The sequence below is a fragment of the Cryptosporangium japonicum genome, assembly GCF_039524755.1.
GTDB classification, from domain to species: Bacteria; Actinomycetota; Actinomycetes; order Mycobacteriales; family Cryptosporangiaceae; genus Cryptosporangium; species Cryptosporangium japonicum.
On the sequence record NZ_BAAAGX010000007.1, the window covers coordinates 36754 to 50535 of the forward strand.

Sequence of the window (13782 nt, forward strand, 5' to 3'; positions counted from 1 at the left end):
CGAGCCCCGCCCGGAACCGCTGTGAACGGCGGTTTACTAACGTGGGGCGCTGTGGTTGCCTGAACCGGCCCGAACGGACCGGAGCCAGGAGCCCGCCATGGAATCCTTCGTCCAGGCACGACACAGCACCACCCCCCACCGCATCCGCGCCGCCGTCAAAGCATTCATCAACGACGAAGTCATCCCCGCCGAACCCCACCTCAACGCCGCCCGCGGCGGCCAACCCCTGCGCGCACTCACCGACAGCGCCAAAGCCCAGGGCCTGTGGGCACTCGGCCACCCCACCGAACTCGGCGGCGGCGGCCTCTCCTTCGGCGACTTCGTCCTCATCAACGAACACATCGGCCGCTCCCGCTGGGGACAACTCGCGCTCGGCACCGTCTCCATGCAGGACTCGATCATGCTGCACCGCTTCGGCACCGACGAGCAGAAAACCCGCTGGCTCGCACCCCTCGTCGCCGGCGACATCATGCCCAGCGTCGGACTCACCGAACCCGACGTCGCCGGCTCCGACCCCACCCTCATCCAAGCCACCGCCCACCCCGACGGCGACCACTGGATCATCAACGCCCACAAATGGTTCACCACCGGCGCATCCAGCGCCGCGTTCACCACCATCTTCGCCCGCACCGAACCCCACGGCACCGACGCCCACAAAGCCCTCTCCGCCATCGTCGTCCCCACCGACACCCCCGGCTTCGACATCGTCCGCGTCATCCCCACCATGGGCACCACCCACGGCGACCACTGCGAAATCCGCCTCACCGACGTCCGCGTCCCCACCGACCACCTCCTCGGCGAACGCGGCGGCGGCTTCCACGTCGCCCAGATCCGCCTCGGCCCCGGCCGCATCTTCCACGCCATGCGCTGGCTCGGCCAGGCCCAACGCGCCTTCGAACTCATGCTCGACCGCGCACGCACCCGCTACGCCCACGGCTCACTACTCGGCGAAAAAGGCGAAATCCAACGCTACATCGCCGAATCCGCCGCCGACATCCAAGCCGCCCGGCTCCTCGTCCTCGACGCCGCCGACGCCTACGACCACGACGGACGCGCCCGCGACCAGATCGCCATCGCCAAATTCTGGGTCGCCCGCGTCCTCCACGACGTCATCGACCGCGCCATCCAGGTCCACGGCGCCCTCGGCGTCACCAGCGACACCCCCCTCGACGAGATGTACCGCGAAGCACGCTACGCACGCATCTACGACGGCCCCGACGAAGTACACCGCATGACCGTCGCCCGCCGCCTCCTCGCCGACGGCAACCGCGCCCCCTGGCTCCGCGGCGATGACTGACGTCCACGAGGCCCTGCGGGCGCGACTCTCCCACCTCTGGGGGCACCGCGTCACCGTCTCCGAACCACAACCACTCACCGGCGGCGCCAGCCGCGAAACCCTCCGCGTCACCGTCCACCACCGCGACACCACCCGCGACCTCGTACTACGCCGCGACCTGATCGGCCAACCCGACGGACTCGCCCGCGAAACCGCCGCCCTCCGCGCCGCCGCCACCGCCGGCGTCCCCGTCCCCACCGTCGTCGACGACGGACCCACCCTCGCCGGCCACCCCTACCTGCTCATGGGCCACGTCCACGGCGAAACACTCCCACAACGCCTCCTGCGCGACGACACCTACGCCGCCGTCCGCACCACCCTCGCCGACACCCTCGGCGCACTCGCCGCCCGCATCCACACCATCAACCCCGACCACATCCCCGACCTTCCCCACCCCGACCCCCTCACCCAGCTCCGCGACATCGCCGACGCCGACCCCACCCCCCGCCCCGCCGTCGAACTCGGCCTCGCCTGGCTCACCCGCCACCGACCCCCACCACGCCACCCCACCGTCGTCCACGGCGACCTGCGCAACGGCAACGTCCTCATCGGCCCCGAAGGACTCCGCGCCGTCCTCGACTGGGAACTCGTTCACCACGGCGACCCCACCGAAGACCTCGGCTGGCTCTGCGTCAAAGCCTGGCGCTTCGGCACCGCCCCACCCGTCGGCGGCTACGGCACCCGCGACCAACTCCTCGCCGGCTACCACCGCGTCGCCGGCTGGGCCCCCACCCCCGACCAACTCCACTGGTGGGAGGTGTACGGCACCCTCCGCTGGGCCCTGCTCTGCCGCGCCCAGACCCTCGCCTACCTCCGCGGCACCCGCGACACCCTCGAACACGCCGTCATCGGCCGCCGCGTCTGCGAAGCCGAATACGACCTCCTGCTCGCCCTCGGCCACACCACCCCACACCCCGCCGACGACGTCCTCCGCGACCTGCCACCCCGCACCCACACCACCCCACCGCACGACGCCCCCGACGCCACCCACCTGCTCACCGCCCTCGGCGACACCCTCACCGCAGGGAACTTCGGCGACACCTACACCACCCGCCTCGCCGCCAACGCCCTCAAAATCGCCCGCCGCGAAATCCTCCTCGGCCCCACGCTCACCGACCGCCACCACACCCGGCTACGCACACTCGGCCTACCCGACGACACCGCACTCGCCGCCGCCGCCCGCACCACCCACCCCGACCCCGCGATCATCACCGCCATCGCCGACACCCTCCGCGACAAACTCCTCGTCGCCAACCCCCGCTACCTCGGCCAACCCGCCGACTAACCCGCCAACCACCCCGCGATCCCCGCACGCAGACGCTCCTTCACCACCACCGGCGCGAACGACGCCTCCACCCCCGCCAACGCCAACCCCGCCAACTCCCCATCCGACGCCCCGAGCACCTCACGCACCCGCGCGTACTCACCACTCAACGTCGCCCCGATCGCCGACGGCACATCCGTGTTCAGCGTCACCGCCAACCCCGCCGACACCAACCGCGGCAACGGATGCTCCGCCCACGACCCCACCAACCCCAACGCCACATTCGACGACGGACACACCTCCAACGCCACCCCCGCATCCCGCACCGCCGCCACCAACGACCGATCCTCCAACACCCGGATCCCATGCCCCAACCGCACCGCATGCCCCACCGTCAACGCCTCCCACACCGACGCCGCCCCACACGACTCCCCGGCGTGATGCACCAACCGCACCCCCGCATCCCGCGCCGCATCACACACCCCCGCGAACGGCGCCAGCGGAAACGACTCCTCACCCGCCACCCCCACCGCCACCACCTCCGGATACGACAACGCCAACCCCAACGTCGCCTCCATCCGCGACACCGACCGCCGCCGCGAATGATCCAGCACCACCCCCACCACGATCCCGTGCGCCGCCGCCCCCGCACGCAACCCCGCCAACACCGCCTCCAACGGCATCACCGGATCACCCACACGCTCCCCGTGCGCCGCCGCCGTGAACGTCACCTCCACATACCCCACACCCTGCGCCGCCTCATCCGCGCAGAACTCCTCCGCCACCCGCGCGAAATCCTCCGGCGCACGCAGACACGACCGCACCAGCTCCCCATACGCCGCGAACGCCCCGAACCCCTCGAACCGCGACACCGCCGGCACCACCACCCCACGCGCCGCCGCCAACGACGCCAACGTCCCCGGCCGAATCGCCGACTCCAGATGAACGTGCACATGCGCCTTCGGCAACAACCGCAGATCACGCACGAACCAGACCTCCCACCGCGCTCGACGCGCGGAGTATGACACCGCTACCCTCCAAGTGTGACCAAGCGGATCACCATCAGCGTCCCCGACGACGTCGCCGCCCACCTCGAAGGCGTCGGCGCCCGCCGCGTCTCCGGCTACGTCACCGACGCCATCCGCCACGCCGCCCGCCGCGAAGAACAACTCCGCCAACTCGACGAAGTCTTCGCCCGCACCGGCAGCCCCCAGGCACCCGACCGCGAACGCGCCGAACGCTTCCTCGACCACGTCGCCGCCTGGAAGAACACCACCCGCGCGTGACCGGAGCCCGAACCCTCAGCCAGGTCGGACTCATCTTCGACCACCACCCGCTGACCGCCTACGCCACCAGCAAAGACCTCCTCGCACCCTCCCTCGTCGCCTCCATCCTCGAACGCGGCCAAGCCATCGCCGTCAGCCCACTCGTCCTCGCCGAGGCCTACTGCGGCTTAGACCACGGCGAAGCCGACGTCCTCGACCTCCTCACCGGAGGCGCACTCGCCGCCGCCCTCCTCGTCGAACCCTTCGACGGCGACGCCGCCCGCCTCCTCGGCCGCGACAGCGCCCCCACCCTCTCCGGCAGCGGCGGACACCGCCCCACCCTCGCCACCCTCCACACCGCCCAACTCGCACTCCGCCACTCCGCCGGCGTCGTCACCGGCGAACCCGCACCCCTCCGCAAACTCCTCGGCACCGACTGGCCACTACTCCAGGTCTGACAACTTTCCCCAGCCCCCAGCCACCCGACCGAAACCCGCCAGCCGCCACCCCACCCACCACCTACCGTCAACCGGCGTGACCACCGCCCACAAAACCCGCAACACCCAGCGGCTGCGCACCCTCGCCGCCATCACCTTCACCGTCCTCGCCTGGGCCTCCGCCTTCATCGGCGTCCGCTGGGTCGGCCAGCACTACACCGCCGGACCACTCGCCTTCGGCCGCCTCGCCGTCGGCACCCTCGCACTCGGCGCCACCCTCGCCGCCACCCGCCGCTGGACCCCACCCACCCGCCGCGAATGGCAACTCATCACCCTCTGCGGCATCACCTGGTTCGGCCTCTACAACCTCGCCCTCAACGAAGCCGAACGCCACGTCGACGCCGGCACCGCCGCCATGCTCGTCAACCTCGGCCCCGTGCTCATCGCCCTCTTCGCCGGCGTCCTCCTCCACGAAGGCTTCCCACGCTGGCTCGTCATCGGCGCCACCATCGCCTTCACCGGCGTCGTCCTCATCGGCGTACCGTCCGCCCGCGACAGCCACCACGACGCCATCGGGGTAGCGCTCCTGCTCGTCGCCGCCGTCACCTACGCCATCGGCGTCCTCGCCCAGAAACCCACCCTCCGGCGCCTCTCCGCACTCCAGGTCACCTGGCTCGCCTGCACCATCGGCACCCTCACCTGCCTGCCCTGGGCGCCCGCCTTCGCCCGCCAGCTCACCGACGCACCCGCCGGAGCCACCCTCGGCCTGGTCTACCTCGGGCTCGTGCCCACCGCGCTCGCGTTCGGCACCTGGGCCTACGCACTCGCGCGCACCGACGCCGGGCGCCTCGGCATCACCACCTACGTCGTCCCACCGCTCACCGTCCTGGGCGGCTGGATCGCGCTCGACGAGACACCCGCGGGCCTCGCGTTGATCGGCGGCGCCGTGTGCCTCCTCGGGGTGGGCCTGTCCCGGCGACGCTGACACCGAAAAGACAGTCAGTCCCGCCGTCGGTTGCTTTTCGCGTGTCGGAGCGTGTGTTCGGGCGTAGGGGCTTGTTATTGCAGAGTGGGGAGGGTGAGGTTCTCTTCCAGGTGGGTGCGTGAGGCGGTGCCGGGGATGAGCAGGATGTTCGGGGCGTGGTGCAGCAGCCACGCCAGGCCGTACTGCGACGGGGTGCAGTCGTGCTTCGCGGCCTGTTCACGCACGTCGGGGTCGTCGGTGACCTTGGGCCGGCCGGGGAAGGCACCGCCGAGGGGGAAGTACGGCATCCAGGCGACGCCTTCGTCGGCGCAGCGGCGGAGGATGTCCTCGTCGTCGCGGTCGACGAGGCTGTAGAGGTTCTGGACGCAGACGATGCCGGCGGGGAGGGCACGCCGCACGGTGCCGAGGGAGGCGCCGCTGAGCCCGATCGCGCCGATCGTGCCTTCGTCGCGCAGCGCGATCAGCGCGGCGAGCTGATCGTCGACGTCGACGCGCTGGTCGGCGTCGGCCCGGATGCCGGGGCCGCGGTCGTTGAGGCGCCGGAGGTTGACCACCGGGATCCGGTCGGTGCCGAGGCTGCGCAGGTTGTCGTGGACGCTCGCGCGCAGCTCGTGGGGCTTCTGGGCGGGCCGCAGAGGGGGTGTGCTCCCGGGGGCGGGGTCGGCGCCGACCTTGGTGACGACCACGACGCCGTCGTCGGGGCCGTAGGCGTCGCGGATGAGTTCGTTGACGAACCCGTCGCCGTAGAACTGGGCGGTGTCGACGTGGGTGGCGCCGAGCTCGCGGGCGCGCCGGAGCAGGCCGATCGCGGCGTCGCGGTCGGCGCGGAGGCGTTCGAGTTGCATCGCGCCGTAGCCGATGCGCGAGACGGTGAGGTCGCCGAGGCGGCCCGTTCCGCCGGCGTGGGGGGTGCGGGGGGCGGTCATGGATTGCTCCGGTCCGTAGGATGAGCAGAAGCGGAGGAGCCTCCGCTACTCCGAACGTACCGGAGGACCCTCCGCTTTGACCACACCGCGAAAACCCCGCACCGACGCCCGGCGCAACCGCGACACGATCCTCGACGCCGCACGGACCGCGTTCGCCGGCGCCGACGGACCGGTCGCGCTCGAGCACATCGCGCGCGCCGCCGGCGTCGGCATCGGCACGCTCTACCGGCACTTCCCCACCCGCGACGACCTGGTGGAGTCCGTCTACGCGGCCGAGCTCGACGAGGTCGCCGACAGCGCCACGACGCTGCTGCGCGACCTGCCCCCGGACGAGGCCCTGCGTGCCTGGCTCCAGCGCTACGCCGCGTTCGTCGCGACCAAACGCGGCCTCGCCGAGACCCTGCGAGCCGCGCTGGCCGCCGGACGCATCACCCAGCCGGTCACCCGGCAGCGCATCACCGCGGCCGTCGCCGCCCTCCTGGCCCGCGGCGGCGAGAACGGCACCCTGCGCACCGACGTCGACCCCGAGGACGTCGTCGTGCTCGCCCTCGGGGCCTTCGTCACCGGCGCCGACGACCCGGCACGCACCGAGCGGCTCGTCGCGCTCGTGCTGGACGCGGTCCGGGTCAGGTCGTAGGGGTCACCCAGGTGGGGTTCGCGGCCACGAACTCGTCCATCCGGTCGGTGTTCATCGCCCGAAGCAGGTCCATGCTCGTGTCGCTGAGCCGCTCGTACCAGATCCCGTCGACCACCTCGGCGTTGAACTTGCCGCCGTTGGTCTTGATCATCGTCAGCTTGTCGGGCTTGATGCCCTTGAGCGTGAACACCCAGTCGGTGATCGACACGTCGTTGTTGTAGAACGTCAACGCGTCACCGAGCGAACCCAGCACCTTGTTGATCTTCGTCGGGCTGGTGATCACGCCGCCCGACGTCGCCTTCTGCATGATCGCCTTGATCAGCTGCTGCTGGTGGCGCTGCCGGCCGTAGTCACCGTCGTTGTTGGCCAGCAGGTCACGCTGCCGGGCGTAGTCCAGCGCCTGCCAGTCCTTGAACTCGTGGCAGCCGGGCCAGTACACCTGCGGCTGCATGTTCTCACGCAGGCCGGCCGGGGTGCCGTCGTCGTTGATGTAGTAGGGGACCCCGACCTCACCGGTCTTCTTGTTCCAGCCGACGTGGATCGAGGTCACCTTCTCGTCGACGCACATCCGCACCCCGCCGAGCGCCCGGACCACCCCGCGCAGGCCCTCGAAGTTGATGATCGCCGCGCCGTCGAACTTCATGCCGCCGGCCAGGTCGCTGACCGTGTTGGCCAGCAGCTCCATGCCCTTGGACTTACCGCCACCGGACCGGAACCCGAACTGGAACGCCGCGTTGATCTTGTCCTTCCCACCCGGGTACTCGGTGTCGGGGAACTCCGGGATGTCGACGAGGCTGTCGCGCGGGATCGACGCCAGGTAGGCCTTCGTGTGGTCGGCGTTCACGTGCACGACGATGATCGAGTCGGCCCGGATGTTGTCCGGGGCGTCGGGGCGCTCGTCGGTGCCGATCAGCAGCAGGTTCAGCGGGCCGTCGATCGAGTGGCCCTGGTCGGCGGCGTCACCCAGACCGCCGTCCCGGGTGATGTTGCCGGTGTAGTGGTCCACCGCCGCCGGCAGCCCGACCAGCACACCGGCGCTGAAGATCGTCAGCAGCGCGCCGATCGCGACCGCCAGCCACATCCAGCGGGGCGCGCCGCGCCACATGCCCGTGCGCCGGGGCGGACCGGGGACGCGCGGCGGGACCCCACCGGCTCGGACGGCTCGCCCCGGGGCGTCCTCGTCGGCGCTGCCGACGCGCTCCGGTGAGCCGAGCTCGGTCAGCGCCCTGCCTTCCGCGTGCGGGCCGCCCGGACGTGCCGCAGACGCATCAGCAAACCTCTTTCACCCGGATAGGCACACGGTACGGAGCGCGCGCCACCCCAACGGTTGCCGCGCGGTCGCCTATTCAATCGTGCCGGACACCCCTGATGCGGATCTTTTGGGGTGGGTGGGGTTGGTGTCGCGGTGTATGGGCTTGTTATTCCAGCGGAGCGTATTCATCGGCGACCAGACCCTGATAGCCCAGTTCCTCGAGGAGCGCCAGGTGGTCGGCGATCGGGATCCGGCCGGTACCGGGGCGGTGCCGGCCGGGCCAGTCGGCGACCTGCACGTGTGCGATGCGGCCGACGTGCGTGCGCAGGGTGTGCGTCACGTCCAGGCCGTTGGCGGTGAGGTGGTACAGGTCGGCGAGCAGCCCCACGCCGCCGCCGACCCGGTCGGCGACGGCCGCGGCCTGGTCGGCGGTGCGCACCGGGTAGTCGGGGCGGGTGCCGGAGAGCGGCTCGAGCAGCGGGGTCGGGATCGTGTCGCGCAGGTACGCGAGGTTCGCCGCGGCGGTGTCGTCCTGCGCGGCCGCCGGGACACCGTCGAGACGCTCGCCGTAGAGCACGTTGTGCAGGCGGCTGCCGAGTTCCCGGTCGATGCGGGCGACGCTCCCGGCGTTCTCGCGGACCTCGCTCACCCGGTGCGGGTGCGACAGGATGCCCCGCTCCCCCGCGGCGAGGTCACCGGCGAACGTGTTGATCGCGACCAGGCGCACCCCGGCGTCGTGCAGCGCGTCGCCGAGGCGGCGCACGTCGGCGTCGGACGCGACCGGGCCGGCGAACGGCCACCAGAACTCCACCGCCGGGTAGCCGTCCCGGGCCGCCGCGGCCGGGGCGTCCCACCACGGCCGGTCCGGGTACCGGATCGAACAGTTGACGACGGTCGCGGTGAGCACGCCGCTCAGCGTCGCAGAGCCGGGGCGTCGTCGACCGGGCGGCGCGACCAGTAGTTGGCCAGCATCGACCCGGTGAGGTTGCCGAGCGGGCTGAACACCGCCGCGGCCAGCCCCGCGGTGCCCAGCAGCCCCAGCGACGCGGCCAGCCCGGTGGCCATGCCGCCGTTCTGCATGCCCACCTCGAACGTCGTGGTGCGTGCGGCCGCCCGGTCGAGCCCGAGCGCGCGGGCACCCCAGTACCCGGCGACGTAGCCGGTGAGGTTGTGGACCAGCCCGACGACCACCAGCGTGACGCCGACGTCGAGCAGGGCGTCGCGCCCGGCCGCCGTGGTGACCGTCGTGTAGAACAGGATCCCGGCCATCGACACGTACGGCATGGCGCGCGCGAGCGCCGGGCGGCGGCGGACGGCGGCGGCGTAGAGCACGGCGACCAGGATCGCGGCGGCGAGCCGGACCAGCGCGGTGGACCACGCGGCGACCAGGAGAATGAGCACCGCGACGCCGGGCGCCGGTAACCGCACCCGGAGCGGCGCGGTCCGGAGGTACTCGGCCAGCAGGGCCGCGGTCACCGGCACCAGCGTGAGCGACACGACGTCGAACGCCATCGCGACGACGTCGACGTCGACGATCCGGCCGCCGAGCAGCCGCACGAGCAGGGGTGTGGCCAGCGGCGCCACCAGCGTGGACAGTGCGGTGATGGTGACCGCGAGCCCCAGGTCGGCGCGGGCCAGCATGCTCATCACGGTGGAGGCCAGGCCGCTGGACACGCAGCCGTAGAGGATCACCCCGAGCCCGATCTCCGGGGGCAGGTCGGTGACCGACACCAGCGCGAACGCGCCGAGCGGCATGACCAGGTAGTGGCCGGCCAGCCCCACCGGCAGGCCCCTCGGGCGGCGGAGGACACCGGTGAACTCGCGCCGGCCCGCCCGGGTGGCCAGGCCGAACATGACCAGCTGGACGACCGTCGTCAGCACGGTGCGGTCGGCGAGCCGGACGCCGCCCCAGCGGTCGAACGCCCCCGGGTACACCAGCGCCGCGATCACCCCGGCGGTGAGCCAGGCCGGGTACTGGTAGCCGGCCGCGCGCGGCAGGGCGCCGAGCCCGGCGGCCACGCCGAACCCGGTGACGACGAGCGCCGCCGGCCACACGTCGACCCGCCCGGTCACCAGGCCGGTCAGGCACACCACCGCCGACGTGACGGCGACCGCGAGCGCCGCCCGGCGCAGGTGCGACGATGGGCGTCGACGCGCGGGCACCGGGCCGGCGTGGACCGGAGGTGGCACGTGCCGGACACTTCGTTCACCGGTGTCGCCGTGGTCACCGGGGGTGGCAGCGGGATCGGCCGGGCCGCGGGGATCGCGCTGGCCGCGGCGGGCTACCACGTGGTCTTCGCCGGGCGCACGGCGTCCACTCTGGCAGAGTCGGTCGCGCTGGCCGGGTCGGGGGCCGCGCACGTCCTGGACGTCACCGACCGCGGCGCCGTCGACGCGTTGTTCGACGGCCTCGAGCGGCTCGACCTGCTCGTCAACAGCGCCGGGATCTTCAGCGCGCAGCAGCCGGTCGCCGAGACGTCCGACGAGGGCTGGGAGGCGTCGCTGGCGATCAACGTCACCGGCAGCTTCCGAACCGCCCGGGCCGCGTTCCGCGTGATGGCCGCGCAGGAGCCGCGCGGCGGGCGGATCCTCAACCTCGGGTCGGTCTCGGCCCAGGTGCCCCGGCCGCAGGCCACGCCGTACACCGTCAGCAAACACGCGGTCACCGGCCTGACCCGGTCGCTCGCGCTCGAGGGCCGCGATCTCGACATCGCCGTCGGCCAGCTCGACGTGGGCAACGCCGCCACCGCGATGACCCAGGGCCTGCAGGTCGGGGCCCTGCAACCGGACGGCTCACGCAAGGGCGAAGCCGCGTTCGACGTCCGGCACATCGCCGACACGATCGTGTTCCTGGCCGGGTTGCCACTGAGCGTCAACGTGCCGTTCATGACCGTGATGGCCACCGCGATGCCCCTGCTGGGGCGCGGCTGATCGTGGGTCGGCCGACGTCGGATGCTGTTGGACCGATGTCTGTTTCCGGTCGGTCGTGATCGGTCTCGTCGTTGTTGTTCCCTTGGCGCACGGGGCTGGATTAGCGTCTCTCCCCGAGGCCGGCAACGGCGCCGGTCTCACCAGCGCGCGCCCCGGCAACGGCGCCGGGGCGGCGCCGCTGGCTAGGGCGCGGACCGGCCGTCCGCGGACGCCGGGGCCGGCAGCAGCCCGGCGAGCGTGCCGGCCAGCTGCTCGGGGTTGCTCAGGTAGGCGTCGTTGCTGCCGGGGATCCGCACGACCTCGATCCGCGGCTGCGCGGTGAGCGCCCGGCCCACCCAGTCGAGGTAGGCCAGCCAGACCAGGCCCAGCTCGGTCGGGAGCAGGTCGGCGAGGTCGGACTCCTCGCTGAGCAGCACCGCCGTCGGCGCCCGCACCCCCCGGTACAGCGCGAGCACGTCGAGGCCCTCGACGGCGCGCAGGGCCTGGCTCAACGTCTCCGGCACGTCGTGCAGCGAGGCGGCGAGGAACGCGGAGAACTGCGCGATCCCGGCCGCGCGGTCGGCGTCGGGCAGCGACGCGAGCTGCTCGGGGCGGACCGGGTTGCCGTAGCCGTCGATGCTGACGGCGAGCGGGCACTCCGGGTGCGCGGCCGCCCAGAGCGCGGCGATCACCCCGCCGAGGCCCCGGCCGACGACCGCGGGCCGTTCGAGCCCGAGCGCACCGGCCACGGTCTCGAGGTCGGCCAGTACCGCCGGCCAGGTCCACTCGCCGGCGCCCGAACGGCCGTGCCCGCGCGGCTCGACGACGACCGGCCGGTACCCGAGGCCACGCAGCAGCGCGGCGGCCGCGTCCCACTCGTCGGCCGTGCCGCGGGCGCCGGGGACGAGCAGCAGGTCGCCGCTCCAGCCGCCCTCGTCCAGACGGGGGTGACGGCCGTGGTCACGGACGCCGAGCGGGGTCTCGGCGGGCACGATGAGGTCAGCGGGCGCGAGCCCCAGGTCGGTCATGCCTCCTACTGTCCCGGGGTTGTCGACCGGTTATTCGAGGGCGCGGTTCGTCCGACGGGGGCGCTTGTCGGCGGGCGCGCTTCCGGCGGGCGCGCTTCCGGCGGGCGCGCTTCCGGCGGGGGTCGATGCGGGTTTGTCGGTGGGGGCGGGTTCCGCCTACGACGGAGGGGTCTTCCGGCGGGCGCGCTTCCCGGCAGCGGGGGCTTTCCGGCGGGCGACGGATGCGGCGGAGAGCCGGTCGGCGGCGATCGCGAGGAGCACCACCGCGCAGACCCCGCCCAGCACGGCACCCCCGACGGCCTGGTCACCGGCGGCGGTGCGGCTCCCCCACGGCCACGGCAGTGGCAGCACCCGCAGCAGACCGATCCACCAGTCGGCCGCCACGACCCCGACGACCGTCGCGAGCAACACCCCGGCGACCACCGCGGCCAGCGCGGCCACGGTCGCCATCCCGGCCCGGGTGGCGTCGGCGCGGCGCCCACCCGGACGCGGGTCGGGCCCGGTCAACCACCAGAACAGCACCGAACCGACGCCGAGCAGGTAGCCCTGGACGGCCAGGTCGATCGCGTACGACCAGCGGGTGGCCTCGAAGATCCCGGTGAAGTAGATCCCGGCCAGGCCCAGCACCCACAGCCCCACGACGGTTCCCGGCGCGGTGACGATCCGCACCGCCCGCGACCGCAGCGCCGCCACCAGCCACTCCCGCGGCCCGTCGACGTCACCGGCGCGCCCCCGCGCGAGATCCGCGGACTCGGGGCGGCCGACCCGGGGCAGAGTGACCTCGGCGGAGCCGGCGCGGGGCCCCTCGGCGGAGCCGGCGCGGGGCAGGGCGCGTAGGGCGAGCGTGATCGGGGCGCCCCGGGCGAGCAGCAGGGGCGCGACCACGGCGAGCAGCACGTGCTGGATGATCGTGACGCTGAAGAACATCGGCGCGTACCGGCCGACACCGCTGCTGGTGGCCACCACGATCACGCCCACCCCGGCGAACCACGACACCGCGCGGCCGGTGGCCCAGGACACCCCGGCGCGGCGGCACCGCACCACCAGCCAGCCGTAGGCACCGGCCAGCACGGCGCACCCCAGCAGGAACAGCACGTCCGGACGCCAGTCCGACGCGAGCTGCGCGAACGACACCGACGGCGGAAGGTCGAACCCGAGCATCTGCACGCCCGGCGACTCGTGGTGGATGCCCTCCCCCGACTCCAGCGGCGACGGGGTACGGGCGATCGCGGCCGACAACCCGACGAGCGCGCCGAGCACGGTCAGCTCGAGCGAGGCGAACCGCACGAACGGCCCCGGTAATCCCCGGCCGAGCGCCGGGACGGTCTGGGTGGAACGCCAGCGTCCGATCGCCCCGGCGACCCCGAACGCGCCCAGCGACAGCGCGACCAGGTGCCCGTAGGCACTGTCGAGCCCGGTGTCGGACGGGCCGAGCACGACCATCGCCGACAACACGATCGCCCCGACCCCGAGCACCACGCCGACGAGCGAGACCATCCCGAACCGCCGCGCCGCCACCACCACCGCCCCCGGCGGCACCGCACCGCTCCCAGTCCGCCCCTCGGTCACCGGCTCCACGGTGACACCACCCGCGGTGCTGGTCGGGTCGGCGCTCGCCGCGCCACCGGAGCCGCCGGCGGCGTTCACGGGCCGATCGCCGTCCGCCGGGCCACCGGAACCGTCGACGGCCGTGGCGGACCGATCGGCGTCCGCCGCGCCACCGGAGCCGCCGGCGGCGTTCA

General features: G+C 73.0%; 14 protein-coding genes. 7 read left to right on the forward strand and 7 right to left on the reverse strand.

What is annotated here, in order from left to right:
- Positions 1–97: 97 nt before the first annotated feature.
- Both ABD437_RS08580 and ABD437_RS08585 read left to right on the forward strand, forming a co-directional pair.
- A complete protein-coding gene (locus ABD437_RS08580; RefSeq protein WP_344648552.1) occupies positions 98–1297 on the forward strand; it encodes an acyl-CoA dehydrogenase family protein in 1200 nt (399 codons plus the stop codon).
- Positions 1290–2621: a phosphotransferase family protein gene (locus ABD437_RS08585; RefSeq protein WP_344648218.1), complete on the forward strand. Its 1332-nt coding sequence runs from the start codon at positions 1290–1292 to the stop codon at positions 2619–2621. Before ABD437_RS08580 ends, ABD437_RS08585 begins: the two co-directional genes overlap by 8 nt.
- Here the strand turns inward: ABD437_RS08585 and add are convergent.
- Positions 2618–3586, reverse strand: coding sequence for an adenosine deaminase (add, locus tag ABD437_RS08590; RefSeq protein ID WP_344648219.1), 969 nt, complete (start codon positions 3584–3586; stop codon positions 2618–2620). The genes ABD437_RS08585 and add overlap by 4 nt on opposite strands.
- A 57-nt stretch (positions 3587–3643) precedes the next feature.
- Here add and ABD437_RS08595 point away from each other — a divergent pair, with 57 nt between their 5' ends.
- The 3 genes from ABD437_RS08595 to ABD437_RS08605 all read left to right on the forward strand — a co-directional run bounded on the left by ABD437_RS08595 (position 3644) and on the right by ABD437_RS08605 (position 5287).
- A complete protein-coding gene (locus ABD437_RS08595) occupies positions 3644–3886 on the forward strand; it encodes a hypothetical protein (protein WP_344648220.1) in 243 nt (80 codons plus the stop codon).
- Entirely contained in the window at positions 3883–4323 is a 441-nt protein-coding gene (locus ABD437_RS08600) for a hypothetical protein (RefSeq protein ID WP_344648221.1), read from the forward strand. The genes ABD437_RS08595 and ABD437_RS08600 overlap by 4 nt, the downstream gene beginning before the upstream one ends.
- A gap of 76 nt (positions 4324–4399) precedes the next feature.
- The gene (locus ABD437_RS08605; protein ID WP_344648222.1) at positions 4400–5287 is read left to right on the forward strand and encodes a DMT family transporter; all 888 of its coding nucleotides are present in this window, start codon (positions 4400–4402) and stop codon (positions 5285–5287) included.
- A gap of 74 nt (positions 5288–5361) precedes the next feature.
- Here the strand turns inward: ABD437_RS08605 and ABD437_RS08610 are convergent, their stop codons facing one another.
- Positions 5362–6213, reverse strand: a complete 852-nt coding sequence (locus tag ABD437_RS08610) for an aldo/keto reductase (protein WP_344648223.1) — start codon at positions 6211–6213, stop codon at positions 5362–5364.
- A 76-nt stretch (positions 6214–6289) separates the two neighbouring features.
- Between ABD437_RS08610 and ABD437_RS08615 the strand changes: the two genes are divergently transcribed.
- The gene (locus ABD437_RS08615) at positions 6290–6850 is read left to right on the forward strand and encodes a TetR/AcrR family transcriptional regulator (RefSeq protein ID WP_344648224.1); all 561 of its coding nucleotides are present in this window, start codon (positions 6290–6292) and stop codon (positions 6848–6850) included.
- On the opposite strand, the gene ABD437_RS08620 is transcribed toward ABD437_RS08615, so the two are convergent.
- The 3 genes from ABD437_RS08620 to ABD437_RS08630 all read right to left on the reverse strand — a co-directional run bounded on the left by ABD437_RS08620 (position 6840) and on the right by ABD437_RS08630 (position 10292).
- Positions 6840–7955: an LCP family protein gene (locus ABD437_RS08620; protein ID WP_344648225.1), complete on the reverse strand. Its 1116-nt coding sequence runs from the start codon at positions 7953–7955 to the stop codon at positions 6840–6842. The two genes, ABD437_RS08615 and ABD437_RS08620, sit on opposite strands and share 11 nt — an antisense overlap.
- 313 nt (positions 7956–8268) lie before the next feature.
- Complete coding sequence (locus tag ABD437_RS08625) at positions 8269–9009, reverse strand: TIM barrel protein (RefSeq protein WP_344648226.1); 741 nt, start codon at positions 9007–9009, stop codon at positions 8269–8271.
- A gap of 5 nt (positions 9010–9014) precedes the next feature.
- Positions 9015–10292 carry a bile acid:sodium symporter family protein gene (locus ABD437_RS08630; protein WP_344648227.1) on the reverse strand — a complete coding sequence of 426 codons (1278 nt, stop codon included), beginning with the start codon at positions 10290–10292 and terminating at the stop codon, positions 9015–9017.
- Between ABD437_RS08630 and ABD437_RS08635 the strand changes: the two genes are divergently transcribed.
- Positions 10293–11033, forward strand: a complete 741-nt coding sequence (locus ABD437_RS08635; protein WP_344648228.1) for an SDR family oxidoreductase — start codon at positions 10293–10295, stop codon at positions 11031–11033.
- A 182-nt stretch (positions 11034–11215) separates the two neighbouring features.
- Here ABD437_RS08635 and ABD437_RS08640 read toward each other — a convergent pair whose 3' ends face one another.
- Positions 11216–12040 (reverse strand): alpha/beta fold hydrolase, encoded by an 825-nt coding sequence (locus tag ABD437_RS08640; protein ID WP_344648229.1) that lies wholly within the window; start codon positions 12038–12040, stop codon positions 11216–11218.
- A gap of 156 nt (positions 12041–12196) precedes the next feature.
- Positions 12197–13782 (reverse strand): cytochrome c oxidase assembly protein (locus ABD437_RS08645; protein ID WP_344648230.1); only part of this gene is annotated, 1586 nt, incomplete at its 5' end.

Bases quoted from the DNA above. Each gene is read 5' to 3' on its own strand.
- ABD437_RS08620 (WP_344648225.1), bottom strand. From the start codon at position 7,955: ATGTGGCGCGGCGCGCCCCGCTGGATGTGGCTGGCGGTCGCGATCGGC.
- ABD437_RS08585 (WP_344648218.1), top strand. From the start codon at position 1,290: ATGACTGACGTCCACGAGGCCCTGCGGGCGCGACTCTCCCACCTCTGG.
- ABD437_RS08640 (WP_344648229.1), bottom strand. From the start codon at position 12,040: ATGACCGACCTGGGGCTCGCGCCCGCTGACCTCATCGTGCCCGCCGAG.
- ABD437_RS08610 (WP_344648223.1), bottom strand. From the start codon at position 6,213: ATGACCGCCCCCCGCACCCCCCACGCCGGCGGAACGGGCCGCCTCGGC.
- ABD437_RS08580 (WP_344648552.1), top strand. From the start codon at position 98: ATGGAATCCTTCGTCCAGGCACGACACAGCACCACCCCCCACCGCATC.